Source organism: Tessaracoccus sp. OS52 (assembly GCF_020687685.1).
GTDB lineage: Bacteria > Actinomycetota > Actinomycetes > Propionibacteriales > Propionibacteriaceae > Arachnia.
The window spans coordinates 279,036-305,691 of record NZ_JAJEWM010000002.1 but is presented as its reverse complement, the minus strand read 5'-3'; the positions used below and the strand labels follow the sequence as shown (position 1 = coordinate 305,691).

General features: G+C 68.3%; 24 protein-coding genes. 6 read left to right on the top strand and 18 right to left on the bottom strand.

Going from position 1 to position 26,656, the window contains the following annotated elements:
* Window positions 1-61: 61 nt before the first annotated feature.
* From LKO27_RS10945 to LKO27_RS10935, 3 genes are read right to left on the bottom strand one after another with little or no spacing between them, the layout of a single operon-like run.
* The gene (locus LKO27_RS10945; protein ID WP_227737537.1) at window positions 62-724 is read right to left on the bottom strand and encodes a DUF3618 domain-containing protein; all 663 of its coding nucleotides are present in this window, start codon (window positions 722-724) and stop codon (window positions 62-64) included.
* Window positions 721-1,365, bottom strand: coding sequence for a phage holin family protein (locus tag LKO27_RS10940; protein ID WP_227737536.1), 645 nt, complete (start codon window positions 1,363-1,365; stop codon window positions 721-723). The genes LKO27_RS10945 and LKO27_RS10940 overlap by 4 nt, the downstream gene beginning before the upstream one ends.
* Window positions 1,362-2,204, bottom strand: coding sequence for a hypothetical protein (locus tag LKO27_RS10935; RefSeq protein ID WP_227737535.1), 843 nt, complete (start codon window positions 2,202-2,204; stop codon window positions 1,362-1,364). Before LKO27_RS10935 ends, LKO27_RS10940 begins: the two co-directional genes overlap by 4 nt.
* 334 nt (window positions 2,205-2,538) lie before the next feature.
* On the opposite strand from LKO27_RS10935, the gene LKO27_RS10930 reads away from it, so the two are divergent.
* Window positions 2,539-3,552, top strand: coding sequence for an NAD-dependent epimerase/dehydratase family protein (locus tag LKO27_RS10930; protein ID WP_227737534.1), 1,014 nt, complete (start codon window positions 2,539-2,541; stop codon window positions 3,550-3,552).
* An 86-nt stretch (window positions 3,553-3,638) separates the two neighbouring features.
* Here LKO27_RS10930 and LKO27_RS10925 read toward each other — a convergent pair whose 3' ends face one another.
* From LKO27_RS10925 to LKO27_RS10910, 4 genes are all read right to left on the bottom strand, one after another.
* Entirely contained in the window at window positions 3,639-4,244 is a 606-nt protein-coding gene (locus LKO27_RS10925; RefSeq protein ID WP_227737533.1) for a hypothetical protein, read from the bottom strand.
* 111 nt (window positions 4,245-4,355) lie between these two features.
* The gene (locus LKO27_RS10920; RefSeq protein WP_227737597.1) at window positions 4,356-4,838 is read right to left on the bottom strand and encodes an 8-oxo-dGTP diphosphatase; all 483 of its coding nucleotides are present in this window, start codon (window positions 4,836-4,838) and stop codon (window positions 4,356-4,358) included.
* Between the two features lie 4 nt (window positions 4,839-4,842).
* Window positions 4,843-6,075, bottom strand: a complete 1,233-nt coding sequence (locus LKO27_RS10915; RefSeq protein ID WP_227737532.1) for an AGE family epimerase/isomerase — start codon at window positions 6,073-6,075, stop codon at window positions 4,843-4,845.
* A 61-nt stretch (window positions 6,076-6,136) separates the two neighbouring features.
* Window positions 6,137-6,769: a nucleoside/nucleotide kinase family protein gene (locus tag LKO27_RS10910; protein ID WP_227737531.1), complete on the bottom strand. Its 633-nt coding sequence runs from the start codon at window positions 6,767-6,769 to the stop codon at window positions 6,137-6,139.
* Window positions 6,770-6,812: 43 nt separating this feature from the next.
* On the opposite strand from LKO27_RS10910, the gene LKO27_RS10905 reads away from it, so the two are divergent.
* Window positions 6,813-7,313 carry a hypothetical protein gene (locus LKO27_RS10905; RefSeq protein ID WP_227737530.1) on the top strand — a complete coding sequence of 167 codons (501 nt, stop codon included), beginning with the start codon at window positions 6,813-6,815 and terminating at the stop codon, window positions 7,311-7,313.
* A gap of 192 nt (window positions 7,314-7,505) precedes the next feature.
* Here LKO27_RS10905 and LKO27_RS10900 read toward each other — a convergent pair whose 3' ends face one another.
* Together LKO27_RS10900 and LKO27_RS10895 are read right to left on the bottom strand one after the other, a co-directional pair.
* Window positions 7,506-8,465 carry an NAD-dependent epimerase/dehydratase family protein gene (locus tag LKO27_RS10900; protein ID WP_227737529.1) on the bottom strand — a complete coding sequence of 320 codons (960 nt, stop codon included), beginning with the start codon at window positions 8,463-8,465 and terminating at the stop codon, window positions 7,506-7,508.
* Window positions 8,466-9,674: 1,209 nt separating this feature from the next.
* Window positions 9,675-10,751, bottom strand: a complete 1,077-nt coding sequence (locus LKO27_RS10895) for a branched-chain amino acid aminotransferase (RefSeq protein WP_227737528.1) — start codon at window positions 10,749-10,751, stop codon at window positions 9,675-9,677.
* A 195-nt stretch (window positions 10,752-10,946) separates the two neighbouring features.
* Between LKO27_RS10895 and LKO27_RS10890 the strand changes: the two genes are divergently transcribed.
* Window positions 10,947-11,993, top strand: a complete 1,047-nt coding sequence (locus LKO27_RS10890; protein ID WP_227737527.1) for a LacI family DNA-binding transcriptional regulator — start codon at window positions 10,947-10,949, stop codon at window positions 11,991-11,993.
* Between the two features lie 78 nt (window positions 11,994-12,071).
* Here the strand turns inward: LKO27_RS10890 and LKO27_RS10885 are convergent, their stop codons facing one another.
* The 4 genes from LKO27_RS10885 to LKO27_RS10870 all read right to left on the bottom strand — a co-directional run bounded on the left by LKO27_RS10885 (window position 12,072) and on the right by LKO27_RS10870 (window position 16,034).
* Window positions 12,072-12,668, bottom strand: a complete 597-nt coding sequence (locus tag LKO27_RS10885; RefSeq protein WP_227737526.1) for a hypothetical protein — start codon at window positions 12,666-12,668, stop codon at window positions 12,072-12,074.
* A gap of 4 nt (window positions 12,669-12,672) precedes the next feature.
* Window positions 12,673-13,677: a carbohydrate ABC transporter permease gene (locus LKO27_RS10880; RefSeq protein WP_227737525.1), complete on the bottom strand. Its 1,005-nt coding sequence runs from the start codon at window positions 13,675-13,677 to the stop codon at window positions 12,673-12,675.
* On the bottom strand, window positions 13,670-14,605 hold the full coding sequence (locus tag LKO27_RS10875) for a carbohydrate ABC transporter permease (RefSeq protein WP_227737524.1): 936 nt from the start codon (window positions 14,603-14,605) through the stop codon (window positions 13,670-13,672). The genes LKO27_RS10880 and LKO27_RS10875 overlap by 8 nt, the downstream gene beginning before the upstream one ends.
* Window positions 14,606-14,684: 79 nt before the next feature.
* On the bottom strand, window positions 14,685-16,034 hold the full coding sequence (locus LKO27_RS10870) for an extracellular solute-binding protein (protein ID WP_227737523.1): 1,350 nt from the start codon (window positions 16,032-16,034) through the stop codon (window positions 14,685-14,687).
* A 464-nt stretch (window positions 16,035-16,498) separates the two neighbouring features.
* Here LKO27_RS10870 and LKO27_RS10865 point away from each other — a divergent pair, with 464 nt between their 5' ends.
* Genes LKO27_RS10865 through LKO27_RS10855 form a run of 3 tightly spaced genes read left to right on the top strand, consistent with a single transcriptional unit; the run spans window position 16,499 to window position 19,758 of the window.
* Window positions 16,499-17,338 carry a hypothetical protein gene (locus LKO27_RS10865; RefSeq protein WP_227737522.1) on the top strand — a complete coding sequence of 280 codons (840 nt, stop codon included), beginning with the start codon at window positions 16,499-16,501 and terminating at the stop codon, window positions 17,336-17,338.
* Window positions 17,339-17,381: 43 nt separating this feature from the next.
* On the top strand, window positions 17,382-18,437 hold the full coding sequence (locus LKO27_RS15605; protein ID WP_227737521.1) for an NAD(P)-dependent alcohol dehydrogenase: 1,056 nt from the start codon (window positions 17,382-17,384) through the stop codon (window positions 18,435-18,437).
* Window positions 18,438-18,441: 4 nt separating this feature from the next.
* Window positions 18,442-19,758 carry an MFS transporter gene (locus LKO27_RS10855; protein ID WP_227737520.1) on the top strand — a complete coding sequence of 439 codons (1,317 nt, stop codon included), beginning with the start codon at window positions 18,442-18,444 and terminating at the stop codon, window positions 19,756-19,758.
* Between the two features lie 12 nt (window positions 19,759-19,770).
* Here the strand turns inward: LKO27_RS10855 and LKO27_RS10850 are convergent, their stop codons facing one another.
* From LKO27_RS10850 to LKO27_RS10830, 5 genes are all read right to left on the bottom strand, one after another.
* Complete coding sequence (locus tag LKO27_RS10850; RefSeq protein ID WP_227737519.1) at window positions 19,771-21,768, bottom strand: beta-galactosidase; 1,998 nt, start codon at window positions 21,766-21,768, stop codon at window positions 19,771-19,773.
* A gap of 79 nt (window positions 21,769-21,847) precedes the next feature.
* Window positions 21,848-22,828, bottom strand: a complete 981-nt coding sequence (locus LKO27_RS10845) for a ribose-phosphate pyrophosphokinase (RefSeq protein ID WP_227737518.1) — start codon at window positions 22,826-22,828, stop codon at window positions 21,848-21,850.
* 198 nt (window positions 22,829-23,026) lie between these two features.
* A complete protein-coding gene (locus LKO27_RS10840; protein WP_227737517.1) occupies window positions 23,027-23,764 on the bottom strand; it encodes an ABC transporter ATP-binding protein in 738 nt (245 codons plus the stop codon).
* Window positions 23,754-24,662, bottom strand: a complete 909-nt coding sequence (locus LKO27_RS10835) for an ABC transporter ATP-binding protein (protein ID WP_227737516.1) — start codon at window positions 24,660-24,662, stop codon at window positions 23,754-23,756. The genes LKO27_RS10840 and LKO27_RS10835 overlap by 11 nt, the downstream gene beginning before the upstream one ends.
* Window positions 24,659-26,539, bottom strand: a complete 1,881-nt coding sequence (locus LKO27_RS10830; RefSeq protein ID WP_227737515.1) for an ABC transporter permease — start codon at window positions 26,537-26,539, stop codon at window positions 24,659-24,661. The genes LKO27_RS10835 and LKO27_RS10830 overlap by 4 nt, the downstream gene beginning before the upstream one ends.
* Window positions 26,540-26,656 lie beyond the last annotated feature (117 nt).

The window sequence follows — 26,656 nt, the reverse complement described above, 5'->3', positions numbered from 1 at the left end:
CGAACGAGGCAGCACGCGGCCCCGCCCCTCGTTGAGGGCGGGGCCGCGTGCGTCTGGCTGTTCAGTACTGCTGTTCGCGCTTCTCCGCGACCTCCTGCTTGGTCTCCTCGACCTTGGTCTGCGCGTCGCTGCGAACAGTGTCCGCGGACGACTTGGCCTGGTAGGCCACCTCGTCCTTTGCCGCCGAAGCCTCGGCCGAGACGTTCTGACCCGCGGCCTGGGCCACGTTCTTCACGTTCTCGGCAGCCTCCTGCGCCATCGGCTTGAGGTGCTCCCCGGCCTCCTGGGCCATCTCCTTGACCTGCTCGATGGCGGGCTCGGCGGCGTCCTTCACCTGCGTCGCCGCGTCCTTCTCGAACCGCGTCGCCGGCAACAGCCCACCGATGAGCGCCCCGACGCCGGCGGCAATCAGCCCGGCCGCAATCGGGTTGCCCCGGGTCTGCGACTTCAGCTGGCGCGGCGCGTCCGCGACGGCGTCGCGAGCGTCGGAGACCACACCCGAGGCCCTGTCACCGACGTCGCCGACGGCGCCGTGGTCGTAGGGGTCGTAGTCGCTGCCGAAGATGCGTTCCTTCAGACCATGGGCCTTGTCCTTCACGTTGTCCACCTGCTCACGCACGATGTTGCTCGGCTTGGCGCTGTCACCCAGCGCGTTGACGTTGTCACTGAGCTCCGCACGGGTTCGCTCGATGTCGCGGCGGATGTCTTCGGGGTTGTCAGTCATCGGTTCTTCTCCTCGTGACCAGTAGCGGCATTGGGAATCTTCTTGACGGTGTCGGTCGTCTTCGGGAGACCACGGACCTTGGCGAGCTCTCCCCTGCCGACCACGGCGAGGATGGCGGCGATCACCAACCAGATGATCGTGACGATCAGACCGCTCAATCCGAGCGCCGGGTCCGTGTCGGACCCAATCAGGACCGCGAGCGCCCACCACAGCATGAGCGTGAGCGCGATCAGGCCCAGGAAAGCGGCGACGCCGGCTGCGACGAGCAGACCGACGCCCTTGCCTGCCTTCGTCGCCGACTGGCTGACTTCGGCCTTCGCGAGTTCCACCTCCTGGCGGATCAACGTCGAGGCATTGTTGAGCACGTCGGATGCGATCTCGCCCAGAGAGCGTTCCTCGGAGCGATAGCGTTGGTAGCTCGCCTCAGCCTCGACATCGTCGCGCACCGCGGCGCTGTCACCCACCGGCATGTCCGGGTCGACGTGGGGCGCGGCCGGATCGTAGGTCCTGGCCGGATCGTACGGCGCGGCCGGATCGTAGGGCGCGGCCGGATCGTAGGGCCTGGCCGGATCGTAGGGCGCGTTCGGGTCCGCCGGCCCGCCGGGGCGCGGCCTGACGGGATCGTTGTAGGGCGACGTCATCGCAGGTCCTCATGCCGGGTGCCCTGGCCGCCCTGCGGTGAGGAGGGCGGGTAGCCCTGTCCGGGCATCGGGTTCTGCGTCGTTGCGCCACCGGAGGCGCCCCCGCTGGGCGGCGGGTAACCCTCCACGTAGCCCGAACCCGAGGACGGCTGGGACGGGTACTGCCCTGCGCCACCGCTACCGGTGGTCGGCTGGGAGGGGTACTGCCCGGCGCCACCCGGGCCGGTTGCCGGCTGGGACGGGTACTGCGCGGCTCCACCGGTCCCAGCAGACTGCGAGGGGTAGGCGCCACCCGTTGCTCCGGTGGCGCGGGAGCCGGTGCCATAGGTGCCCGGCGCTGTTCCTGCACCGCTCGAGTACGAGGCACGAGCGGGTGAGTCGTAGCGACGCGACGCCGAGCGGCGGTCGTCCTCGTCGGACTTGGCACCCTGGAGGCCCCTGACGAGGCGAGCACCGACGAATCCGACGCCGGCCGAGATGGCCAGGAACGCCCATGGCTTGCGGGCCGCGTACCGCCGGACGGAATCGAGAACCTCCTCGGGCTCGTTGTGCTCGAGCCAGTCGGCCGTGTCGCGACCATAACGTTCCAGCGACCTGACCAGGTCGACCATGGGGCCGGACTGGTCGGTCGAGTTGCCCATTGAGCCCAGTTCCCCGCTCAGGGAACGCACGAACCCGGTGAGCTGGTTCTGGCCGTTGCCGGCCTGGACGCGGAGTTCCCGCATCCCCTCATCGAAGACACGACGACTCTCGTACTTCGCCTCCTCCATCACGCCCGCGGCCTCCGACTTCGCGGACTCCACCACGTGGGAGCCGGCCTCGACCGCGGTGTCCTTCACCGCACCCGCCTCCTGCTTTGCGGTTCCTGCGACGTCCTTCGCGCGATCACCGGTATGGCTTGCTACTTCCTTGGTCTGGTCCGTGGTCGAGCCTGACTGTCCTGCTGGAACGGTCGAAAAGCTGGCGGATTGTGACTCGCCAGGCGTCCTTGGGGTCGTGGTGAAGTCCGGACGGTCCTGCTCGCGTGAGCCCTCGAAGGGCCCTTCGTCGGGGTACGTCATGGTGTCCTCCATACCTCGGGGCGCGATTTGCACCCGTAGGCGAATCATGGTAATCACCACAGGTTCACCAGATCGGGTTACTGGAAAACCCGTGTTCGGCAAGGATGGGGCCATGGCAACCATCCGGAATCGGCAGGAAATCCTCTTCATCGGCGGCAGCGGCACCATCAGCCACGCGAGCGTTGAGCGCGCCGTCGCGCTCGGACATCGCGTGACGGTCCTCAACCGCGGCCAGTCCTCCAAGCATCCGCTCCCCGCGGAAGTGGAGTCCCTGGTGGCCGATGTGCATGACGACCGGGCCGTCGACGACGCCCTCGCCGGACGCGAGTTCGACGTCGTCGCCCAGTTCCTGGCCTTCCAGCCGGACTTCGTCGCCCGCGACGTCGCGCGCTTCAGCGGCCGCACCGGCCAGTACGTCTTCATCTCGACGGCGTCGGCCTACCAGAAGCCGCCGTCCCGGGTGCCCGTCACCGAGTCGACCCCCCTGCGCAACCCCTTCTGGAAGTACTCCCGCGACAAGATCGCCTGCGAGGACCTGCTGGTGCGCGAGTACCGCGACAACGGTTTCCCCGCGACGATCGTCCGGCCGTCGCACACCTACGACGAGACTCGCCCGACCACCACCGGAGGCTGGACCGACGTCGCCAGGTTGCGGGCCGGGAAACCCGTGGTCGTGCACGGCGACGGCACCACCCGGTGGACCGTCACGCACACCGACGACTTCGCCGTCGGGTTCGTGGGCCTTCTGGGCAACCCGTTCGCGGTGGGCGACACGTTCCACATCATGAGCGACCACGCCCCGACCTGGAACCAGATCTACACGTGGCTCGCCAAAGCGGCCGGGGTCGCCGCGCCCCAGTTGGTCCACGTGGCGTCGGAGACGATCGCGAAGGCGCTCCCCGACGTCGGCCCCGGGCTGCTGGGTGACAAGTCGCACTCGATGGTGTTCGACTGCTCGAAGCTGAAGGCGCTCGTGCCGGAGTTCAGCCCCAGCATCACCTATGACCAAGGGGCGCACGAGCAGATCGCCTGGTTCGACGCGCATCCCGAGGCGCAGAACGTCAATGCCGAGCTGGACTCCGGTTTCGACCGGCTCGTGGAGCACGCCCGGACCCCGTTGTCCTGAGCGCTCCGCTGATCGAGTAAGGCGAGGAACGAGAGGGTGACCCAACCCTCGTTCCTCGCCGGTTACTCGCCCAGCTGGGTGTCGGCTCAGAGGTCGTGGCGCTCCTCGTCCACCACGCCCGCCTCGACGCTGTCGCTGGCCGGTTCCTCGACCAGGTTCACGTCCTCGAAGTCGGGGCCGCTGGGGTCCGCGTCCGGGGTGGGCTCCGGGGACCAGTAGCCCGAGCCGGACTCGGGACCCGAAGCGTCGGCCGCTCCAGCACCCGCGGCACCCGCAGCACCCGTGGTGTCAGGGCCCTTGCCGGACTGGCGCTCGACGGTCTCGCGCCCGCGCTCGGCCATGTCCTTGAAGCCCTTGGTGAGGTCATCGACGAACCTGTTCAACTTCTCCGACAGCTGCTCCAGGAACTCCTTCGCGCCGGGGTCCTTGTCGACGTCCGGGTGCGTCTGCGCGTACTCCTGCTTCTGCTCCTCGTAGAAGACCTTGGCCTTCTCACCCACCAGGCCGGCGAAACCAGCGACGGCGTAACCAGTCTCCTGCGCGAGCTTCCGAGCGGCCTCGCCGAACTTCTCGGCGTTCTCCCGGACGTCCTCGCTCATCTTTTCAAGCTGTTCCTTGGTCTTCTGGTCGTGGTGCCTCGGGTCCTCGGGCTTCGGTGCATTCGGATCGACCCAGTTCTGGTTGTCGTTCATTGCATGTGCTCCTGTCCCAGCCACCCTCGGGTGACTGAATGGCGTAGACCAAGTGTGGTCCCGAAAAGGTTCACAAACAATGGATCGGCACCCTGAAGCGTCCCTGAGAACTCAACCCAGCCGGGTCACATGGATGCCCTCGACCACGAGCGACCCGTCCCGGTACGGCAGCACGGCGTGGAACTGGCGCGGGTCGTCGTCGAAGACGAGCGGGAGGAAGTGCCTGTCGCCGTCCCACATCGGCAGGGTGTCCAGATCGTCGATCCGCACCCACGCGAGCGGCCCGTCGTCGTTGCGCTCCGGCGGCTCGCCCTCGAAGTCGTCGACGACGAAGACCAGCCCGAACCAGTCCGAGCCGTCGGACCCGAATCCCGGCCAGGCGATCGTGCCGCGCAGTCGCACCGACGTGGCGCGGATCCCGGCCTCCTCCTGCAACTCCCTCAACAGGCACTCGACGGCGTCCTCGCCCGCCTCCAGCTTCCCGCCGAGCCCGTTGTACTTGCCGAGGTGGTCGTCGCCTGCGCGCTGCCGGTGCACCAGCAGTACCTCATCGCCCCTCCGGACGTAGCCGAGGGTCCCGATGAGGGCACGCATCGGCTCAGGCACGGGCCGCCAGCGCGGAGGCGAACGACGGCGTCGTGGGCACGTCGGCGATGAGTGCCGCTTGGTAGGCGTGGTAGGCGTCCGGCTTGCCCGGCCACGTCGTCGCCGACGGCTGGTTGTCCGTCCCGAGTTCGTGGTGCCAGGAGCCGTGCTCATGGTCGATCAGGTGGGCGTCGGCGTAGTCCCACCAACGCGCGAGGTCGCGGGCGTGGGGGTCCTCGCCCGCCACCCGCGCGAGCACGGTGGAGGTGGCGATGGCCTCGGTGAGCACCCAGTGCATCCGCTCGCGCACCACCGGGTTGCCGTCCCAGTCGGTGGTGTAGACGAAGCCGTCGGCACCGTCGGCGGCCCAGCCGTCGGCGACGGCCCGGTCAGTCAGAGCCAGAGCCGCCTGCTTGAGGGCATCGGCGTCGGCGGCGCCCGCGAACGTCTCACTGACGGCCACCAGCAGCCGCGCCCACTCCAGCCCGTGACCGACGGTGGCGCCGTAGGGCTGGAACGGGTGGGCCGGCTGGTCCCGGTTGTGCTCGAGCATCGGCTGCCAGTCCGGGGTGAAGTGCTCCGGGATGCGCCACTGGTTGCCGCGCGCCCACTCGGCCACCCGCCCTGCGATCCGTGCGGCCCGCGCGTGCCAAGTCGCGTCGCCCGTGACGTCGCCCGCCGCGAGGTAGCCCTCGACGGTGTGCATGTTGGAGTTCACGCCGCGGTAGTCGTCCAGTTCGCTCCACTCCGCGTTCCACTGCTCGACGACCAGGCCGGCCTGCTCGTCCCAGAAGTGGTCCGACTGCACCCGCAGGGCGAGGTCGAGCAGTTCGGGGGCCCGTGCCGCACCGGCGACGACGGCGCTGCTCGCGGCGAGCACGACGAAGGCGTGGGCGTAGGCCTGCTTGGCGTCGTCGACGGACCCGTCCGGGTGGACCGAGGCGAACCAACCGCCGCGTTCGACGTCGTGCAGCGGCCCCTCCAGCAGGGCGACCACCCCGTGGTCGACCAGCTCGCGCAGGTGCTCCGCGTCCGGCCCGCCCGCCGCCGGTTCCTCCCCGGCGAGGAGCCCGAGGCTGAAGACGTGGGTCATGCGGCAGGTGAGGTAGAGCTCGACGGCGCGGTCGGCGTCGATGGCGCCGCCGACATCGAGATAGCCGAAGCCGTGCTCGTGGCGGGAACCGGCGGCGAAGCGCAGCAGGTCGGCTCGGACGGCCTTGCGGTACTCGGGATCTCCTGGGGTCATGGGGCCAACTTCCGTTCGGGTCTGGCAGCGAGCCTAGTGCGCACGCACCGCGCCGTGCGGCTCACCCCGTCACACGCACCCGCAGGTCCGCGCGCTCCCGGCTGAGTTCCACGACCGCCGCATTGGCCTCGTCGACGCTCTCGACCCACGCCCGCGCCGCCTGCCTGGTCTCGCCGTGGGCCATTCGCCGGGAGACGAGGCGCCGTCGCAGCTCGGGGGATGCGACGTCGAGGTACCAGACCTCGTCGAGTTCCGGACGCACCGCTTCCCAACCGCCCTCCTCCAGCAGGAGGTAGTTGCCCTCGGTGACCACCAGCGGGATGCCGGGCGGTACGGGGATGGCGCTGCCGATGGCCAGTTCCAGTGAACGGTCGAACCTGGGCGCGTGGACGGTGTGGTCCGCGGCGCGTAGCCGTCGAAGCAGTGCGACGTAGCCCTCGACGTCGAAGGTGTCGGGAGCGCCCTTGCGGTGGCGGCTGCCCAGCGCCTCGAGCACGGGGTTGTCGAGGTGGAACCCGTCCATCGGCACGAGGACGGCACGCTCCCCCAGCGCCTCGACGATGGCCCCGGCGACGGTGGACTTCCCGGCCCCCGGGGCGCCGACGATGCCCAGCAGTTTCCGCGACGGCGACGCCGCCAGCACCTCGGCGCGACCGATGAGGTCGGCCAGGGCGGCGTCGGCGACCTGCTCCATGATGGGCAGCGTAGTGCGCGTGGGCGGCGCATAGGATTGGCCCATGCCCAGCCGCAAGAACAAGATCCTGGCCGCGTGGCTCCTCGGCCTCGCCGCGACCACCCTCATGACCGCCTGCGGGACCGACGACCCACAGGCGCCCGCGCCGGTGAGCAGCGAACAGACAGGCACTTCACAGCCCGCCGCACCCGCCGAACCCGGCGACGAGTCCAGCGGCGAGGCGTTCGAGGGTGAGGTGTCGACGGAGACGATCACCGCCAACATGATGGAGATGGAGATTCCCACCGGGATCCGGATCCCGGAGGACTCATTGGTGACGCAGGCGCAGCCGTCGGTCATCATGATCGCCGACGAGGACCCGGCCGCCGTGTTCGAGATGGTGGAGTCCAGCGCTGCCGAAGCGGGCTACGAGGTCCACGCGGAAGTGCCGGGTGGCAAGGTGTTCGTCGGCCACGGCAACGCCGTCCTGTTCACGGCCTTCCCCAATGCCCAGATCCTGACCTGGGGTCCCGAGGCGATGAAGGACGTCCTCGCCGAGAGCTGACCCTCACCCCCTTCCCTGGGTCACACGCAGATCGGGGGTTCCTTGTTGGTGATTTGCAACGAAACCCCCACCGCGCGCGCCGGCACCCCGCCCACTCGCCGTGCCTGCCTGCCCCCACGCCGTCGGTCCACGACCGGGTTCCCTTGTTGGTGCCGCCCGGGACGTGATGCCCTGGGAGTACTTCGAGGTGGGTCACAGGGAAGCGAGGAGCTCGGCCTCTTCCTCAGGGCTGAGCCCGGAGCGACGTGGGCGCTCGACCCCGCGGGCCACCTCGTCGGCCAGGACGCGCTCGAGTGTCTCGCGCATCGGCCGCAGGGTCGCGCCGCTCGCCCGGAAGGCGGCGTTGCTCCTTTGCGAGAAGCCCCTGAATGACGGCGGCAGCCACAGCGGCAGCGACCTCGGGCCGGCCCAGCAGTTCACATCGTGCGCGACCAGCCAGTCGTCGTCGGCAGTGACGAGGTCGCCGTCGAACCCGGTGACGGCACGCGTCAGGGCGAGGAACTCACTGAAATCCTGTGAATCCCCCACCGCATTGAACACTCCTGACATGCCCCGGCGCCCGGCGTCGACAATCCACCCGGCGAGGTCGGCGACGTCGATCACCTGCACGCACCGACCCTCGATCGGCGGCGCCAGCACGCGGCCGCCCCGATGCAGCCGGCCGGGCCAGTAGCCGAACCGGTCGCTCGGATCCCCGGGCCCGACGATGAGCCCCGCCCGCGCGCTCAACAGGCGGTCTCCCAGCCGCGAAACGGACAAGCGCTCGGCGGCCACCTTTGCCTTGCCGTAGTCCTCCGGGTCATCGGGTTGGAGGAGTTCGGCCGATTCGTCGGCGCCCGGCTCGTCGTTGCGGAGGTATACCGACATCGTCGAGACCAACGTCCAGTGGCGTGCCCGGTGGGCCAACGCGTCGAGTGCCGACTCCACCATGGTGCGCTCGAAGCTCAGCTCGACGACGTCGTCCCAGTCACCGTCGAGCTGGCTGTAGGCATGGGGCTCGGTCCGGTCGGCACGGACGAACCGGACACCGTCGGGCGTCGATCCGGACCGACCCCGCGCGAGGCAGACCACCTCGGTGTCGGCTGCCAGGGCTTGGCGAGCGATCTCACCCCCCAGCCACGCCGTTCCACCCAGCACCAGCACGCGTCGCATTCGCACAGTCAAGCCCCGCTGGCCGCGTGCGTCAACACCTTCGCAGTAGCGGTGGGCGGGGCTCACGTCATGTTGGAAGACACCTCCGTTCGGCGATTCACCAGCGTTGTTGCTCGACACCAGCCTTGCAGCACCGGTCGCAACGAACAACGCCGGTAAACCCGAGCAAGCGCTGGTGAACCCGCACAACGCTGGTAAACCCGAGCAAGCGCTGGTGAACCCGCACAACGCTGGTGGTCACCAGCGATACCTGGGGGATCGCGGTCAGACGACGGTCCAGCGCACCGCCCTAGTCGGCAGTGTGCGATGCTCACCTCCGACGATTCACCAGCGTTGTTGCTCGACACCAGCCTTGCAGCGCTGGTCGAAACGAACAACGCCGGTAAACCCGAGCAAGCGCTGGTGAACCCGCACAAACGCCGGTGGTCACCAGCGATACCTGGGGGCTCGCGATCACACCACGATCCAGCGCACCGCCCTCGTCGGCGGTGGACAGCGCTCACGCCCGACGATTGACCAGCGTTGTTGCTCGACACCAGCCTTGCAGCGCTGGTCGCAACGAACAACGCCGGTAAACCCGAGCAAGCGCTGGTGAACCCGAGCAAACGCTGGTGGTCACGGCGGTTTCTGGGGCTCGCGGTCACACGACGGTCCAGCGCGCCGCACTCGTCGGCGGTGTGCGACGCTCACCCCCGACGATTCACCAGCGTTGTTGCTCGACACCAGCCTTGCAGCGCTGGTCGCAACGAAAAACGCAGGTAAACCCGAGCAAGCGCTGGTGAACCCGCACAAACGCTGGTGGTCACCGGCGATACCTGGGGGCTCGCGGTCACACGACGGTCCAGCGCGCCGCACTCGTCGGCGGTGTGCGACGCTCACCTCCGACGATTCACCAGCGTTGTTGCTCGACACCAGCCTTGCAGCGCTGGTCGCAACGAACAACGCTGGTGAACCCGCGCAGACGCTGGTGAACCCGCACAAACGCTGGTGGTCACCGGCGATACCTGGGGGCTCGCGGTCACACGACGGTCCAGCGCGCCGCCCTCGTCGGCGGTGGTCGGCGCTCACCTCCGACGGTTTACCAGCGTTGTTGCTCGACACCAGCCTTGCAGCGCTGGTCGCAACGAACAACGCTGGTGAACCCGCGCAGACGCTGGTGAACCCGCGCAGACGCTGGTGAACCAAAAGCCGACGCTGGCCAACGCCCGATCAGACGACCCTGTGCATCCAGCCGTGCGTGTCCTCGGCCCTTCCGTACTGGATGTCCAGCAGATGGTTGCGGATCTCGCGCGTCTTGGCCCCGGCCTCGCCGTCCCCCACCAGCTCCTCGCCCCGGTCCGGGGAGTTGAAGCCGACGATGGGTGTGATCACTGCGGCCGTGCCGCAGGCGAACGCCTCGGTGATGTGGCCGGAGTCGAGACCCTCCCACATCTCGTCGATGGAGATGGGCCGCTCGACGGGCTGGAGGCCATGGTCGGGCGCGAGGGTGAGGATCGAGTTGCGCGTGACGCCGTCGAGGATGGATCCCAGCGCGGGCGTGAGCAGCTGGCCGTCAGCGGTGACGAGCATGAAGTTCATCGTCCCGCACTCCTCGAGCCACTTGTGCTCGGCGCCGTCGGTGTAAAGGACCTGCCCACAGCCGTGCTGGGCGGCCTCGGCTGCCGCGGCGAGGCTGGCAGCGTAGTTCCCGCCACACTTGGCGGAGCCCGTGCCCCCCTTCGCCGCACGCGTGAAGTTGGGGGTGATCCACAGCTTGACCGGCTCGGGGTAGTAGGCGCCGGCCGGCGTGGCGATGACGGCGTAGATGTACTGCTTCGACTCGCGCACACCCAGGTACGGCTCGTCGGCGATCATGTACGGCCGGATGTAGAGACTCTGCTCGTTGACGCCCTCGGGAACCCACTGATGCTCCAGTGCGACGAGCTCCTTGATGGAGTCCAGGAAGGTCTCGGGCGGCAGCACGGCCATCTCCAGCCGCTCCGCGGAACCGACGAAACGGTTCGCGTTGCGCTCCGGCCGGAACATCCAGATGGACCCGTCCGCGTGCCGGTAGGCCTTGAGTCCCTCGAAGATCTCCTGGCCGTAGTGCAGAACCGCGGCGGCGGGGTGGAGGGTGAAGTCGTCGGTGGGGATGAGGCGCGGGTCGTGCCACCCCTGCCCGTCGGTGTAGTTCATCACTGCCATGTGGTCGGTGTAGAACTTGCCGAACCCGGGATTGGCCAGTGCCGCGTTGCGCTCGGCCTCGGACGTCGGATTCTGGCTGCGATGAAGTTGGAACTGACCCATGGGGTCAGACTAGTCTCCCTCGGCGACGGCTTCGCAGTCGCGTCCGGAGAGTGGGGCGAGCCTGGACACCACAACTCGGCGTCCCGGAGCGTGAACAGCCGCCCACCCACCCAACCGCAAGTCGGCAACCGTTCCAAGGCGGCAACTTCTGGCAAACTTGCGTGGATTGGGACCGGACACGGGAGACTTTGATCCATGGATGATGTCGCCGAGAGCGCAGTCGCAGAACTTCGGCACGGTGCGCGCAAGCAGGTGACCATCGCCGACGTCGCACGCGCCGCCGGGGTGGCCACCTCAACCGTTTCGCGGGCACTCTCCAACCCAGGCAGGGTGAGCGTCGGCACGGCCCGGATGGTCTGGCAGACCGCCGACCGGCTCGGTTACCGCGGCGGCACGGTCCGCCCCGCCCGCAGGAGCACGAGCACCAGGGTGATCGCGGTCTCCTCGTTCGACCTGGCGCACGCCTACTACATGCACACCATCGCGTCGATCCAGCGGGCGGCCACGGCCTTGGGCTGGGACATCATCGTCGTTGACGCCCACCGCAACCCCAAGGCGGAACGCAAGTCGGTGGAGCGGGTGATCCCCGTCGTCGACGCCGTGGTCCTGACCTCTCCGCGCATGTCCGACGAGGCGGTGCTCGCCATCGCCAAGCAGCGTCCGACCGTGGTGGTTTCCCGGCACGTGCGCGGGGTCCCGTCGATCGAGCCGGATTCGGCCACCGGGATGGCAATGGTCGTGGAGCATCTGGCGGACCTGGGACATCGCAGCATCACGTGGCTGGCGGGTCCCCGGAACTCGAGGATCAACGACATCCGCCGCCAGGCGATCGAGATGGAGTGTCGCAGCCGCGGCATCCTCATGCGCCGCACGCCCAGCCAGACAGGCACCATGGAGGGGGGCCGGCTGGCGTCCCAGGCGTGGCTCGACCAGCGCACGACCGCGGTCATCGCCTACAACGACGACATGGCGGTCGGCTTCATGCAGACGCTCAAGGGCCTGGGCGTGAAGGTGCCCGACGAGGTCTCCGTCGTGGGGATCGACAACCAGCCCCTGGCTGAGATCGTCGTGCCCGGCCTGACCAGTCTGGGGCTCACGGGTGGCTCCATCGGACAGAAGGCAATGGACCGGATCGTCACCCTGACCGAGGACGACGCCGACGCCGAAGTCGACGACGTCCACTTCATGCCGATGCAGCTGGCCGTGCGCGACTCCACGGGCAAGGCGCCCCGCACCGCCTGACTGCGTCCGGATCAGGGCGAACAAGGAGGCCGCCGCGGGATCGAGCCCGTGGCGGCCAATGTGCTTGTTGAGTACTCCTCAGTGCGCGGTGGCCTCGGCCACAGGCACACCGTCCCCGACCGGAGCCCACAGCTTGCTGAACACCCACGAAGGCAGCGACATGCCGCAGGCGATGGTGACCGGCGGGAGCAGCCAGAACGGGGCGCACGCGATGAACAGTGGGACGGTCAGCAGGCTTCGCCCGGGGTGGGTAGCAACGAGGGCGACGGTCCCGTGCAGGACCTCGGACCGCGTGGCGTCGGGTTGCCAGGCGGCGACCCGTACCCAGGCAGCCAACAGGGCCCCGACCAGCCACGCCACGGGAACGAGGAGACCGACGAAGAACACACGACTCGGCCCGGAGTAGGCCTCGACGAGAAGGACTGCGTTGATGACGAGCACCCCGACGTAGGCCAGCAGGCCCAGTGAGACGGGCAGGTCCCTCCGCCAGGTGCGGCGCACGTGGCGCCACACGCTGGTGAACGCGTCGTCGGAGCGGTCCTCGAGATCATCGGTGACGCGCAGCACGCCGGCCAGCGCCGGCACGCTGCCCACCACCGTGAGGAGGGCCAGCAGGCCCGCCCAGTTGGAACCAATGAAGCCTGCCGGTTTCCGCAACGCATTCATCAGACGCATGACGTCACTTCAATCCCGAGCTCACGAAGCCGTTTACGAACTGCTTCTGGAAGACCATGAACAGGATGATCATCGGGACGCTGGCAAGCGTGGTGCCCGCCATCAGGAGGCTGAAGTCGTTCGAGGCCTCCTGCCGGAAGAACGACAGGCCCAGCTGGATGGTGCGCATGTGATCACTGGTGGTGCTGATCAGTGGCCACAGGAAGTTGTTCCAGCCGGCCTCGAAGGACAGCAGTGCGATGGTGAGCAGTCCGGGCTTGATCAGCGGCGTCATGATCCGGGCGTAGATGTGCCACTCCCCGGCGCCGTCGATGCGGGCCGCCTCCTGCAGCTCCGTGGGGGTGCTCACGTAGAACTGCCGGAACAGGAAGATGTTGAACGGGCTCACCAATGCCGGGATGAGGAGTGCCCAGTAGGTGTCGATCCAGCCGATGCCACCCTGGCCGAAGATGTCGTTGCCACCGAACAGCGGCATGGACCTGGTGAGGAGGAACATCGGGATGATGATGGCGTAGAACGGCACCATCTGCATGCCCAGGATGTAGGCGAACAGCAGCTTGTTGCCGCGGAACGGCATCTTGGCTAGCGCGTACCCGGCCATCGAACCCAGCAGCAGGTTTGAGACGGTGTGGGTCGCGGCGATCAGGAACGAGTTGAAGAAGTAGCGCTCGAAGGGCGCAAGGTTCATGGCCGTGACGTAGTTCTCCCAGTGCCACTCCTGCGGCCACAGCGGCATGGGCGACATGGCCATCTCCTGCGGCGACCGCACGGCGGACAGGAACATCCACAGGTATGGGGCGGCCATGATGAAGGAGACGATCGACAGGAACACCAGCAGCGCGGTCCTGGTGATGACCCGTCGCTTCTGCTGCGAGGGGTCTTTGCGACGGCGAGTGCGCACGTTGCCCGCGCCCGCAGCGTCCACGCCTTGCTTCTTGGTACCCGCGACGCCGGTCTCGTCCGCGGCGGGGTCGGTGGCGGGCTTTGCCACCAGCACGTTGTCAGTCATCTGAACCGGTCACCTTTCGCGCCAGGGCGGTGAGGACGATGAGGATCAGCAGCAGGACCACCGACATGGCCGACGCCAGCCCGAGGTACCCGCGCTGGATGCCGACGTCGAAGATCAGCCAGGTGATGACCGTCGTGGCGTTGCCCGGCCCGCCGAGCGTCATGTTGTAGATGAGGTCGAAGGTCTGGAAGTTGCCGATCAGCGAAGTGACCAGCACGAAGAACGTAGCCGGCTTCAGCATCGGCAGGGTGATGGCGAAGAACGTCTGGACCGAGCTCGCGCCGTCTATCTTGGCCGCCTCGAACAGCTGGACGTCCACGCTCTGCAGGGCCGCGAGGTAGATCATCATCTTCAGGCCGATGCCCTGCCAGATTGTGACGAGCAGCACGGATCCGAGCGCCTGGTCCATCGAGTTGAGCCAGCCCTGCGAGGGGATCCCGAAGAAGCTGAGCAGCGTGTTGGCCAGACCGTTGGGCTGGTAGATCCACAGCCAAACCATGGCGATGGCCACGGTGGCGGTGACGTGCGGGAGGAAGACCAGCGTCCTGAAGACTCCTTCGCCGCGGATCCCCTGGTTGAGCATCACGGCCAGCACCAGGGCGATCGCCATGGCCACGGGAACGCCGACGACGGCCAGCACGAGGTTGTGCCAGAGCGCGGTCCAGAACTCGGAGTCGGCCATGAGAGTGCTGAAGTTGCCCAGGCCGAGGAACTCGACAGGCGTGTCCCTGCGGGTGATGCGGTAGCTGGTGAGGCTGAGGATGATGGAGACGATCACCGGCAGGCCGGTCCAGAGCAGGATGTGGAGGCTGGCGGGGGCCGCCAGTCCCCAGCCCCAGCGCGCCTGGCGGCGAGCGGTTGTCGCTCCCCGGCCCCGACGGCGGGGAGAGGGCGCGGCGAGCGCCGGCGCGGATTCCGCGGTAGTCACGGTCAAGTCCTTCCCGAGGGATGGGTACACGGCCGGCCTCCGTGTGAGGCAGGGGGGCCGGCCGTGTAGGTGGAGAGAATCAGGCGACCTTGGCCATCGCCGCGTTGCAGAGCTCGACCATGGCGTCGATGGTCTCCTTCGCGGTCTGGTTGCCGGCCAGGGCGTTGTCGATCTGCTTGGGCAGCTCGGAACGGATGTCCATCCAGGCGGCGGTGCCACCGTCGAAGGCGGTTGCGTACTGCATGTTCTCCACCCCGAAGGTCATCATGCGGTTCTTCTGGAGCTCAGGGTCGGACTCGACGCCGGGCATCGCCGGGGCCTTGCCGTTGACCTTGAGAGCTGCCACCAGGGGCTCAGGCTGCTCGAACCAGTTGAGCAGGCCCTGGGACACCTCCGGGAACTCGGGCTCCGCGCTCAGCGCCAGCAGGGTGCCGCCCATGTACATTACGGGGTCCTTTCCGGCCTCGGAGTTGGGGAGGACGAAGAACTTCATGGCGTCCTCGGTGATGAGATCCGGGGTCTGCGAGGTGAAGTTGGCCCACATCGAGGAGTTCACGAAGTCGATGGCGGCCTTGCCCTGCTGCCACGGACGCGGGGTACCGGTGACACCCTTCTGCGCGGGATCGGCGGAGCCGTCCTTGACGACGTCGAGGATCCACTGCAGCGCAGCCTCGCCGGTGCCGTCGTCGAAGGCGACCTTGGTGCCGTCCTCGTTGAACAGCTGACCACCGTAGGCACGCATGAGCTGGACCCAGGTCTGGTTGATGCGCGTGGTGAACAGGTCGATGCCGAGACGCTTGCCGGGGATGGTCAGTTCCTTGGCGAGCTCGCGCAGTTCGTCGAGCGAGGCGGGCAGTTCCTTGATGCCCTTCTCCTCCAGGAAGTCACCGCGGGCGATGTTTACGCGGAGATCCACGACGTAGGGCAGGGCGTAGACCTTGCCCTCGTAGCGGCACTGGGAGAACAGGTTGTCCGGGATGCCGAGGTCCTTGTAGACGGACTCGGGAATCTCGCCGAGGACCTGCTCGTAGGCGTAGGGCTCGACCCAGCCGGCGCCCAGCATCATGACCTCGGGCAGGGTGCTCGTGATGGCCGTGGCGAGCTTGGTCTGGAGGTTGCCCCAGTCCGTGTAGTCCACGTTGTAGGTGTAGTCGGTGCCGTCGAAGTAGGGCTTGAGGACGCCGTCCTCAAGGGCGGTCTTGCCTTCGTCGCCACCGAAGTCGGGGGTCAGGAGGCTGATCTGTCCGGAACCGGTGTTCTTTGCGGCCTCCCAGCTGGGGGCGGCGTCGGACGACGCTGCCGAGGAGGGGGCGGCCGCAGGCGTCGATGAGGTCGTCGACGTGGGCGACTGGGTGGAACAAGCAGTCAGGGCAGTGCCTGCAACGGCAGTGCCGGCGAGAGTAAGGAAACCGCGACGGTTGAGGGGCATATGAAGTTCCTTTTCTTGTGTCTCCACAGCTTCGTGGGTTTGACTGGGACACACATTGCCACATGTTGCCATCGACGCAACATCCGTTGCAGCGAGTTTCATTGGGCAATTTTGCCGGACCTTCCGCCCCCCATTGGACTGCGTACCGGCTAATAGCAACCCGTTTCACTCAGTGCGACCCAGCTCTGGGACCACAATAACCCCGCACGGCGGTGCCGCGGTGGATCGGGTACCGGCTCTTCGCAGGAGCCGCCCGCGATCCGGAACACCAGCGTTATCGCTCGCCACCAGCCCTCCAGCGCTGGTGGCGAGCAACAACGCTGGTCAACCCGGGCAAGCGCTGGTCAACCCGGGCAAGCGCTGGTCAACCCGGTAGGAAGGTGGTTGCGACGGACACGGGTTGTTGCCTGAGTCCAAACCTGAGAGAATCTTGGCAAACGCGATCAGGGAAGGTGGGTGCAACGGTGCGGAAGCTGCTGGCCAACATCGCCACGGTCGTACTGGCAGTTGCCGCCTCCCTTGGAGCGGCGCACGCCGTGGCCCTGCCCGTCGCCCCTCCGCCCGTCACCCCGGTGAGTGGAATCCCGGCCCCCTGCCCGGTCACCAATCCCTGGCCCGGGGACGACGCCGGTATCGACGAGATCTCGGCGGCGATCACCGAGACATTCGGCTTCAAGCTGGCAGGCAAGCAGTGGAACGAGGCCAACAGGCCCTCCATCAAGATCCTGTGGGAGACCCTCGACGCCGTGGGCTGCACCGACTACGTCGCAGCTCTGCAGGCCAAGGTGAAGGGCAACGTCGGTATCAACGCCAACCGGATCTCCGGCTGGGCCTGGGGGGACTGGAGCCTCACCCGCACCAGCTACGTCACCCTCGACTTCGCCAAGTTCCAGAGCGCTCTCGACGCCGGCGACGAGGGCCGCCTGGTCCGCCTTGTGATCCACGAACTCGCGCACGTGCTGAACTCGGACCGGCACTCGGCCCCCGCCTACTGGCAGGAGTTCCGCGCGCTGTACGCGCAGGAGGGCCGCTTCAGCGATTACGCAGGCCGCTCCATCTCTGAGACCTTCGCCGACGTGGTGGGCTACTACGTGGGGCGTTGCGCACTCGACAACCCCTATGACAGCGGCGAGAACGCGGACTACTACGAGTTCGCCAAGGAGCAGGTCTTCGGCGGCAAGGAGTTCGGACCGGAACCCGGCGTCAAGCCCGAGTGCACGGTCCCCGACGCCGACGCCGAGGAGCCCAAGCCCGGTGCTGCCGAAGACGCCCTGACTTGGGTCGAAGCGGTCTCCGAGGAGTGACTCCGAACTAGGATGGGACCAGCTCTCATCCCAGGAGGAATCCGTGCCCGAAGTAACCGCGTACGCCGTCGATTCACCCACCGGTAACTTCGCCCGGACCACCATCACCCGCCGGGAGCCCGGCCCCACCGAGATCTTCTTCGACATCGCCTACGCCGGCATCTGCCACTCCGACATCCACACCGCGCGCGAGGAGTGGGGACCGGCGATGTTTCCCCTGGTCCCGGGCCATGAGATCGCCGGGACGGTGTCCAAGGTGGGCTCGGAAGTCACCCGGTTCAAGGTCGGCGACAGGGTGGGCGTCGGCTGCCTCGTCGACTCCTGCGGCTCGTGTCCCGAGTGCGAGGACGGGCAGGAGCAGTTCTGCACCGGCGAGGGCGGCAGCATCGGCACCTACAACTCCATCGGGCGCGACGGCCTCCCCACCGCCGGGGGCTACTCCACCGGATTCACGGTGGAGGAGCGTTTCGCGCTGCACATCCCCGATGAGATCGCGCTCGAGCACGCCGCCCCGCTCCTGTGCGCCGGCATCACCACCTACAGCCCGCTGAAGCGCTGGGGCGCGGGCCCGGGCCGTCGGGTGGGCGTCGTCGGGCTCGGCGGCCTGGGTCACATGGCGGTGCAGATATCCGCCGCCATGGGGGCAGAAACCCACGTCCTGTCCCGCACGCGCTCCAAGGAGGCCGACGGGTTGGCGCTCGGCGCCGTCGCCTACCACGCCACCTCCGAGGACGGCACCCTGCGGAGCCTGCGCAACAGCTTCGACCTGCTCATCTGCACCGTCTCCGACGGCATCGACCTCAATGCCCTGCTGAAGACCCTCGACGTCGACGGCGCGCTCGTGGTCGTCGGGCTCCCCGCCGAGCCCACCGGCGTCGACCTCGGCAACGTCATCCACCGCAACCGGGCCCTGGCCGGCTCCAACATCGGCGGCCTGCCCGAGACCCAGGAGATGCTGGACTTCTGCGCGGAGAAGGGCATCCGGCCCATGGTGGAGATCATCGGGGGCGACGAGATCGACCGCGCCTACGACGACGTCGTCGCCTCCCGCGTGCGCTACCGGTTCGTGATCGACGCCGCCACGCTGGACGCCCGATGAGACCGTGAGCGAGCCCATCTCCCGCGCCACTGGGGCCGCGTGGGGCATCTTCGGGATCGGCGTGGTCGCGTACGCGGTGGCCGTCATGCAGCGCACCAGTCTGGGCGTGCTCGGAATCCACGCCGCCGACCACTTCAACACCACGGTGGGCATCGTCTCCACCTTCGTCGTCGTCCAGCTCGCCACGTACGCACTGATGATGGTCCCGGTGGGGATCCTGCTGGACCGGTTCGGGTCGCGGCTCGTGCTGGCGGCCGGGCTGGTGGTGATGGGCCTCGCACAGGTCCTGATGGCCACCACCGACCAGCTGCCGGTTGCCATCGCCGCCCGGATCCTGATCGGGGTGGGCGACGCCGGCATCTTCGCCTCGGCAATCCGGTTGCTGCCCTTCTGGTTCCCCCCGCGCCGGGTCCCGGTGCTGCAGCAGCTGTTGGGACTGATGGGTCAGCTCGGCCAGATCGCTTCCGTCGGCGCCCTGCTGCCGATGATGAACCACGCCGGCTGGCAACCCACGTTCAGCCTGGCCGCGGGGATGTCGCTGGTGATGGCCGTGGTCTGCTTCCTGGGGATCCGCGACGTGCCTGAGGGGGTGGAGCGCGCGCAGACAGGAGACCGCCTGCGCGAGGTGCCCCGCAACCTGGCCAGCGTCGCCAAGCATCCGGCGACCAAGCTGGGCTTCTGGATCCACCTCACCTCGGGGTTCGCGGCCAACACGTTCGTCATGATGTGGGGGATCCCGTTCCTCGTCGTGGCCCAAGGGCGCAGCGAGGCGGAGGCCTCGGCACTGTTCATCCTCACCGCTGTCTTCGGAGGGATCTTCGGTCCGCTGATCGGTTGGCTCACCGGGCGGCATCCACTGCGCAGGAGCACGCTGGCCCTGCTGGTGATCTGGGTCAACCTGGTGTGCTGGTGCGCCGTCCTGTTCTGGCCCGGCCCCGCTCCGATGTGGCTGCTGGTGCTGTTGGTGCTCGCCATCGCGGCGGGCGGGCCCGGCACCGCCATCGGGCTGGACTTCACCCGGACGCAACTCCCCGCCCACCGGCTGGGGGCGGCCAACGGAATCGTCATCACGGGCTCCTTCATCGCCGGCACCATCGCGATCCTGGCCATCGGCGTGCTGGTGGACCTCATGTCCGGCGGTGGCGAGTACACCGGCGAGCAGCTCCGGTGGGCCATGATGATCCAGCTGCCGATCTTCGCGATCGGTCTCGTGGGCGTGTTCGTCAGCCGTCGAAGGCTGCGCGGCCTCCTCGAGCGCCAGGGAGTCGTGATCCCCAGCTGGCGTGAGGTGGTGGAGCGCTACCGCCGTCGCCGCGGCTGAGGCGGCGCGGCCTCACCGCTCCTCGCGGACCACCATGACCGCGCCGGCCGGAACCTGAGCCGTCGGGCCCACCCGCTGGCCGCTGACCAGGTCGAGGCCACGGGCCTCTGCCGCCCGGCCCTCGTCGGAGTGGTTGATGAGGAACAGCCACGACGCGCCCTCGCCCACGCGGCGGACGGCCTCGAGGTCGGCTCCGGTGGGGAGCCTGGGCTCCAGCTGCGCGGCGCGGACGACGGCTTCGACGAGTCGGTCGAAGCCGGCTGCGAACTCGGCCGAGACATACCAGGCCTGCCCCGCGCCGACGTCGCGACGGGTGACGGCGGGCAGTCCTTCGAGGGGGCCGTCGTCGTAGCTGTCCAGGACCTCGGCGTCGACGACGCGCAGTTCCTCGGTCCAGTCGCAGGCGGTGGCGCCGGAGGTGAGACGGACTCGCTCGCCCTCCTGGAGGGGGCTGAACTCCTCGGAGACCACCCCGAGCAGGTCACGGAAGGCGCCGGGGTAGCCGCCGAGCCGGACCCGGTTGTGCTCGTCGACGATGCCCGACGCGTAACCGACCACCACCGTCGCGCCCGACTCCGCCGCGGCAGCGACGGCGGCCGCGGTCGCGTCGTCGACGAGGAACAGGCCGGGGACCACCACCAGCTCGTAGCCGGACAGGTCCGCGCGGGGCGGGACGACGTCGGGGCCGTGGCCCCGCGCGGCGAGGGCGTCGAACCAGCGTCTGGCCGCCAACGGCAGCGGGTAGCCGTTGATGGGCTTGTCACCGGCGTTCCACGCCCACCCGGAGACGTCGTCGGCGAGGATCGCGACGCGGGAGCGCTCCACCAGCGAGCCTGCCACCTCGCCGATGCGACCCAGCAGCGCCCCCAGCTCGGCAACCTCGCGGAAGCGACGGGTGTCGCGGCCTGCGTGCGGCACCATCGCGGAGTGGAACTGCTCGCGGCCGGCAGCCGAGGCGCGCCACTGGAAGAACAGGGCGCCGTCGGAGCCGTGGGCGATGTGCTGGAGGCTGTTGCGCGCCAGTTCGCCGGCCGGCTTGGGGCGGTTGCGCGGCTGCCAGTTGACCGCGCTGGTGGAATGCTCCATGAGCAGCCAGGGGCGCGTCGGGTCCAGGCCTCGGGTGCGGGCGGCGACGAAGGAGAGTTCACGCTCCCGGTTCGGGTCCGCAGCGGTGGTGTAGTGGTCCGTGGCGACGATGTCCACCTCGCCCGCCCAGCTGGCGTAGTCCACCACGCCTGGCCCGGTCGCCACCATGAAGTTCGTAGTGATCGGCGCCTCCACACCTGCCGCACGGAGGGCGTCTCGCTCCATCCGGTAGTGGGCCAGCAGCGCGTCGGAGGAGAACCGCGCGAAGTCCAGCAGCAGCGACGGGTTGTGGCCGGTCTCGCTGTCCAGGGGGGCCTGCACGTCGTCGAAGCTGCGGAAGCGGAGTCCCCAGAACGCGGTGCCCCACGTCTGGTTGAGGTTCTCGACGGAGCCGTAGCGGCCCCGCAGCCACGCGCGGAACGCCTGGCTCGAGTGCTCGCAGAAGCACTGGCGGTTGCCCCCGCCCAGTTCGTTGCCGACGTGCCACATCACGACGGCCGGGTGCTGGCCGTAGCGCTCGGCGTACCTGGCGGCGACGCGGGCCGAGTAGCGCTGCCAGACCGGGTTGCTGGGGCACCACTGGAGCCGGCCGCCCTGGTGGTACCGGATGCCGCGGTGGTCGACGGGCAGCACGTCGGGATGCTCCCGGTGCAGCCAGATCGGCGGCGCGGCCGTCGGGGTGGCCATGTCGATGCCGATGCCCGCCTCCGCCAGCAGCTCGACCACCCGGTCCATCCCGGAGAAGTCCCAGACGTCGTCGTCGACCTCGACCAGCCCCCAGGAGAAGACCCCGAGGGTGACGGTGTTGACGCCGGCTTCCCGCATGAGTTCGACGTCCTCCCGCCAGACCTCCTCGGTCCACTGTTCGGGGTTGTAGTCGCCCCCGAACAGGAAGGCGGGGTGAGAGGGCAGGGTGTGTGACATGTCGGGCTTTCGGGGGTCGGCGGTGGTCCCCGAGGAGCCTAGCCACATTTGTAGTGCAACCGCACCAATGTCCGGTGGTTCAGAAGAGACCGGGCAGTTCCTCGGGCGGCGCGTAGGCCGGGTCCACGCCGTTGAACAACTTCGACACCGAGCGGCCGCTGTGGATCCGGTCGATCGCGTCAGCGAAGAGATTCGCGACGGTCAGCGTCGTCAATCCCGGGAAGTCAGCCGGCGGCGGGACCGTGTCGGTGGAGATCACCTCGGTGATGTACTGCGAACTGGTCAGCCGCTCCACCGCCCGGCCGGCGAACAAGCCGTGGGTGCACACCACGACGGCCTCGGTGGCGCCGAAGTCGATCAGCCGGTGCACGATCTCCACCACCGAGCCGCCGGTGGCGATCTCGTCGTCCAGCACGATGGCCTTCTTGCCCCTGACGTCACCGACGATGCTCTCGATGACCACCTTGTCATCGGCCAGGCGCTGCTTGTTGCCGGCCGCGACGGGCAGGCCCAGCAGCCGGGCCAGGAGGGTGGCCTGCTTGGCGTTGCCCAGGTCCGGCGAGACGATGATGTGGTCTGTCAGGTCGCGTCCCCGGAAGTGCTCCGCGATGACCCCGAGGGCGGTCAGGTGGTCCACCGGGACGTCGAAGAAGCCGTGCACCTGCGGGGCGTGGAGGGCCATGGTGAGGATACGGTTGACGCCGGCGGTCTCGAGCATGTCTGCCACGAGCTTCCCGCCGATGGAGATCCGAGAGGCATCCTTCTTGTCCGAGCGCGCGTAGGCATAGTGCGGCATCACCGCGGTGATCTGACCGGCGGAGGCGCCCCGTGCGGCGTCGATCATGAGCAGCAGTTCCATCAGGTGCTCCTGCGTGGGCGGCACGAGGGGCTGGACGATGTAGACGTCGCGCTGGCGGCAGTTTGCGAGCAGCTGGGCCTGGAGGCAGTCGTTGCTGAAGCGCGAGATCTTCACCGGGCTGCGCTCGATGCCCAGGTTGGTGCAGATGTCGTCAGCCAGCGCGGGATGCGCCGAACCGGAGAACACGACGATGCCCTTCAAGGCTGCTCCTCCCACGGGGTTGGCCCCACACTATCGCCAGCGGGCAGGGCTGAGGGCGCCAACGAGCCACTGTGGGCGTCGGCCCAGATGGGTGCCTCTCGGCCGGGCGGGAGGATCGGACAGAAACTCCGTTTTCTCAGCTCTGGAGTGCAGAGCAAACGGGGTTTCTGTCCAGTCCTCCACCCCCCGCCTCAGGGGTCAGGCCGCCTTGTGGCCCAGGTAGGCCTCGCGGATGCGGGGGTCCCGGATCAGCGCGTTGGCGCCACCGGAAAGCGTCACCACACCGTTGACCAGGACGTACCCGCGATGGGCGATCGAGAGCGCCAGCTCGGCGTTCTGCTCCACCATGAACACCGACAGGCCCAGTTCCTTGTTGATCCGCTGGATGGTGTCCAGCACCTGGTCCACGACGATCGGCGCGAGTCCCATCGTCGGCTCGTCCATGCAGATCAGCTTGGGCCGCGACATCAGGGCCCGCGCGAACGCCAGCATCTGCTGCTCGCCGCCGGACATGGTGCCCGCCTGCTGGCGCCGGCGCTCGGCCAGGCGCGGGAACAGGTCGTACTGGGCGGCCAGGTCCTTGCGGATCTCGGCCATGCCGTCGCGGCGGGTGTGCGCCCCGACCAGCAGGTTGTCCTCGATCGTCATCTCCGGGAACACCCGCCTGGCCTCCGGCACCGACGCGATGCCGCGGCGCACGACGTCGGCCGTGGATGAGTTCAGGATGGACTCGCCCTCGAACTCGATCTCACCGGAGGTGGGCTTGACGATCCGCAGGATGGTCTTCATGCTCGTCGACTTGCCACACGCGTTTCCGCCCAGCAGGGAGACGATCTCACCCTTGCCGATGGTGTAGCTCACGTCCTGCAGCGCATGGAACTGCCCGTAGTGCACGTTTACGTTCTCAGCCCGGAGCAGGATCTTCTCAGATGACATAGTCGGTTCCCATCGGATCGCCCTCGGTGAGTTGCTCGATGTCCTCACCTTGCTGGAGTCGCGAGGCGCGGTTCTTGCCCAGGTAGGCCTCGATGACGTGCGGGTCGTTCTGGACCTCCGCGGGCGTGCCCTCCGAGATGATCCGGCCGGAGTCCATGACCACCACCCGGTCGGAGACCTTCATCACCAGGTCCAGCTTGTGCTCCACCAGCAGCATCGTCTGTCCCTGCGCCTTCAGTTCCAGCAGTTGCTCCATCACCTCGGCGGTCTCGGTGATGTTCATGCCGGCGGTGGGTTCGTCGAGCAGCAGCAACCGCGGCGACGACGCCAGCGCCCGCGCGATCTCCGTGCGCCGGCGGTTGGCGTAGGACAGGGTGGCGGCGTTGTGCTGCCGACGGGGTGTCAGCCGCTCCCCGAAGCGCGCCAGCTGCTCGCCGACCCGCTCCGACATCACCTCACGCTCCCTGCGCTTGGCCGGTGATGGAAACAGCGCCCAGACGATCTCGGCGGTCAGCGACAGCCATCGCAACACCGGGACTCGCCGCAGTCCGGCAAGCGGGTATGCCTTCTCCACCAACGGCGTCTGCCCGACCAGCACGTTCTCCTCGACGGTGGCGTTGCCGAACACGCGCCCGTTCTGGAACGTGCGCCGCGCGCCGGCCAGGGCGATGTCGTCGGGGTTGAGGCCGGTGATGTCGGCGCCGTCGAGGAGCACCTTCCCGGAATCGGGCTTCAGCTCGCCCGAGATGAGGTTGATGGTGGTGGTCTTGCCGGAGCCGTTGGGCCCGATGACACTGACCACCTCACCGTCGGCGATCTCGAAGGTGGAGGAGTCGACGGCGACCAGCGAGCCGAAGCTCTTGGTGAGTCCGGCGACGGACAGGACTGGGCCGCTCATGCGTCGCTCCCTTCAAGCTGGGCGGCGGACTTGCGGGAGAACCGGCCCCGGATCCTGGTGAACCAGTCGGAGTCGGTCCACAGGCCCTGCGGCCGGAACCGGATGAGCAGGAGCAGGACCAGGCCGTAGGCCAGCAGCCGGGCCGACGACGAGAACCGGAAAAGCTCCAGCCCGCCGACCATGATCACCGAGCCCAGGATGGCACCCATCGGGCTGAGCATGCCGCCGAGCACGGCGATGATTACGATCTGGAAGCTCATCATGGGGATGAAGATCTGGGGGTTGATGTAGCCGTAGTCGCCGGCCCAGAGGGCACCGGCGATGCCCGCGATGAATCCGGAGACGCCGAAGGCGAGCGACTTGTACTGCGGGGTGGGGATGCCGGCGGCGCGGGCGGCCACCTCGTCGTCGCGGATTGCGCGCCAGTACATGCCGACGTGGGACACCGACCACCGGTGCACCAGGAAGCACAGCAGCAGGAGGACGGCGAACGCGAACGCGTAACGCATGGAGTTGCTGGTGAGTTCGAAGCCGAAGACCTCGGGCATGGGGATGAGCGAGATGCCCGCCCCGCCACCGGTCACCGCGTCCCAGTTGTTCGCCACTGCCATGATGGCGGCGCCCGTGGCGAGGGTGGCGATGGCCGGGTAGTGACCGCTGAGCCGCCAGCTCGGGGCCGCCAGGACGGTCATGAGCACCGCACCGATCAGCCCGGCCAGCAGGATGGCCAGGACGAAGGGGACGCCGGCGTTCTTGGTCAGCAGCGCCAGCGCGTAGGCACCGATGGCGACGGCGCCCGCCTGGCCGAGCGAGAGCTGTCCGGCCTGGCCACCCAGCACCACCATGGACAGGGCTGCGAGCGCGAAGATCACGATCTGGACGCCGACCTGCACCACGTACCCGGAGAACAGGCCCGGGATGATCGGCAGTGCGCCCACCACGACGAGCACCGCGATGCCCCAGTTCGGGATGCGGATCTTCCTGGCCGCGGCGAAGAACGTCCCTGTGAGCGGTTCGCGCTTCACCGCCTTGGCGCCGAGCAGGCCCTGGGGGCGGATCCACAGGACCAGCAGCAGCACGCCGAAGGTGATGATCTGGCGGGCCGAATCCCCCCACAGCGACACCCCGAACGCCTCGACCACACCCAGCAACAGGCCACCCACCACGGCACCGACCAGGGAACCGAGGCCGCCCAGCGTCGCGGCGGCGATGCCGGCGAGCCCGATGGTGAAGCCCTGTGTCGGTGAGATCGTGGTGAAGTAGGCGGCCACCAGCACACCCGCCAGGCCACCGAGCGACGAGGCGAGCATGAAGGCCAGGGCCTGGACGCGGTTGACCGGGACGCCCATCTGGGCGGCCGCCTCCCGGTCCTGCGACGTCGCGCGCACGGCCCGGCCGAAACGCGTGTAGCGCATCAGGGCAGCCAGACCGACCATCAGGACGATCGAGGTGGTGAGGATCACGATGTCGATGGCGTTGATCGTGAGCCCGGCGAGCTGGAACGACGCCTCGGGCAGCCCGGTCTCCATCGGGCGGAGCTCGGGGCCGAAGATCAGTTCGTTGGAGGAGTCGAGGATGATCATCATCGCGATGGTGGAAAGCACGGCCGCGATGGGGGCCTTGCCCGCGAACGGTTTGACCGCCAGCTCATTGATCACCCAGCCCAGGACGGCGGTTACGAGCATTGCCGCCAGCGCCGCGACCCACAGCGGCAGGCCCATCGACGTCGTCACCAGCCAGCCCACCATGGCGCCCACCGCGAACAGCGAGCCCTGGGCGAAGTTGATGACGTTTGCGACGCCGATCACCAGCGACAGCCCGAGCGCGATCAGCGCGTAGGCGTTGCCGTTGATCAATCCTGCGAGAACTGTGTCCACGTTGCTGCTTTCCCTGGTTCCTACCTGTCACCGCCCGGTGGCCCAACCGCCCGGCCAGCGATACCGCCCAGCCCTACGGCCGACGGTTTCCCTGTGCTGGGCGCCAGCGCACCAGCC

What these genes read in the sequence shown, in the direction of transcription:
- LKO27_RS10945 (WP_227737537.1), bottom strand. Translation starts at nt 724, where the DNA reads ATGACTGACAACCCCGAAGACATCCGCCGCGACATCGAGCGAACCCGT.
- LKO27_RS10940 (WP_227737536.1), bottom strand. Translation starts at nt 1,365, where the DNA reads ATGACGTCGCCCTACAACGATCCCGTCAGGCCGCGCCCCGGCGGGCCG.
- LKO27_RS10930 (WP_227737534.1), top strand. Translation starts at nt 2,539, where the DNA reads ATGGCAACCATCCGGAATCGGCAGGAAATCCTCTTCATCGGCGGCAGC.
- LKO27_RS10925 (WP_227737533.1), bottom strand. Translation starts at nt 4,244, where the DNA reads ATGAACGACAACCAGAACTGGGTCGATCCGAATGCACCGAAGCCCGAG.
- LKO27_RS10920 (WP_227737597.1), bottom strand. Translation starts at nt 4,838, where the DNA reads ATGCGTGCCCTCATCGGGACCCTCGGCTACGTCCGGAGGGGCGATGAG.
- LKO27_RS10915 (WP_227737532.1), bottom strand. Translation starts at nt 6,075, where the DNA reads ATGACCCCAGGAGATCCCGAGTACCGCAAGGCCGTCCGAGCCGACCTG.
- LKO27_RS10910 (WP_227737531.1), bottom strand. Translation starts at nt 6,769, where the DNA reads ATGGAGCAGGTCGCCGACGCCGCCCTGGCCGACCTCATCGGTCGCGCC.
- LKO27_RS10905 (WP_227737530.1), top strand. Translation starts at nt 6,813, where the DNA reads ATGCCCAGCCGCAAGAACAAGATCCTGGCCGCGTGGCTCCTCGGCCTC.
- LKO27_RS10900 (WP_227737529.1), bottom strand. Translation starts at nt 8,465, where the DNA reads ATGCGACGCGTGCTGGTGCTGGGTGGAACGGCGTGGCTGGGGGGTGAG.
- LKO27_RS10895 (WP_227737528.1), bottom strand. Translation starts at nt 10,751, where the DNA reads ATGGGTCAGTTCCAACTTCATCGCAGCCAGAATCCGACGTCCGAGGCC.
- LKO27_RS10890 (WP_227737527.1), top strand. Translation starts at nt 10,947, where the DNA reads ATGGATGATGTCGCCGAGAGCGCAGTCGCAGAACTTCGGCACGGTGCG.
- LKO27_RS10885 (WP_227737526.1), bottom strand. Translation starts at nt 12,668, where the DNA reads ATGCGTCTGATGAATGCGTTGCGGAAACCGGCAGGCTTCATTGGTTCC.
- LKO27_RS10880 (WP_227737525.1), bottom strand. Translation starts at nt 13,677, where the DNA reads ATGACTGACAACGTGCTGGTGGCAAAGCCCGCCACCGACCCCGCCGCG.
- LKO27_RS10870 (WP_227737523.1), bottom strand. Translation starts at nt 16,034, where the DNA reads ATGCCCCTCAACCGTCGCGGTTTCCTTACTCTCGCCGGCACTGCCGTT.
- LKO27_RS10850 (WP_227737519.1), bottom strand. Translation starts at nt 21,768, where the DNA reads ATGTCACACACCCTGCCCTCTCACCCCGCCTTCCTGTTCGGGGGCGAC.
- LKO27_RS10840 (WP_227737517.1), bottom strand. Translation starts at nt 23,764, where the DNA reads ATGTCATCTGAGAAGATCCTGCTCCGGGCTGAGAACGTAAACGTGCAC.
- LKO27_RS10835 (WP_227737516.1), bottom strand. Translation starts at nt 24,662, where the DNA reads ATGAGCGGCCCAGTCCTGTCCGTCGCCGGACTCACCAAGAGCTTCGGC.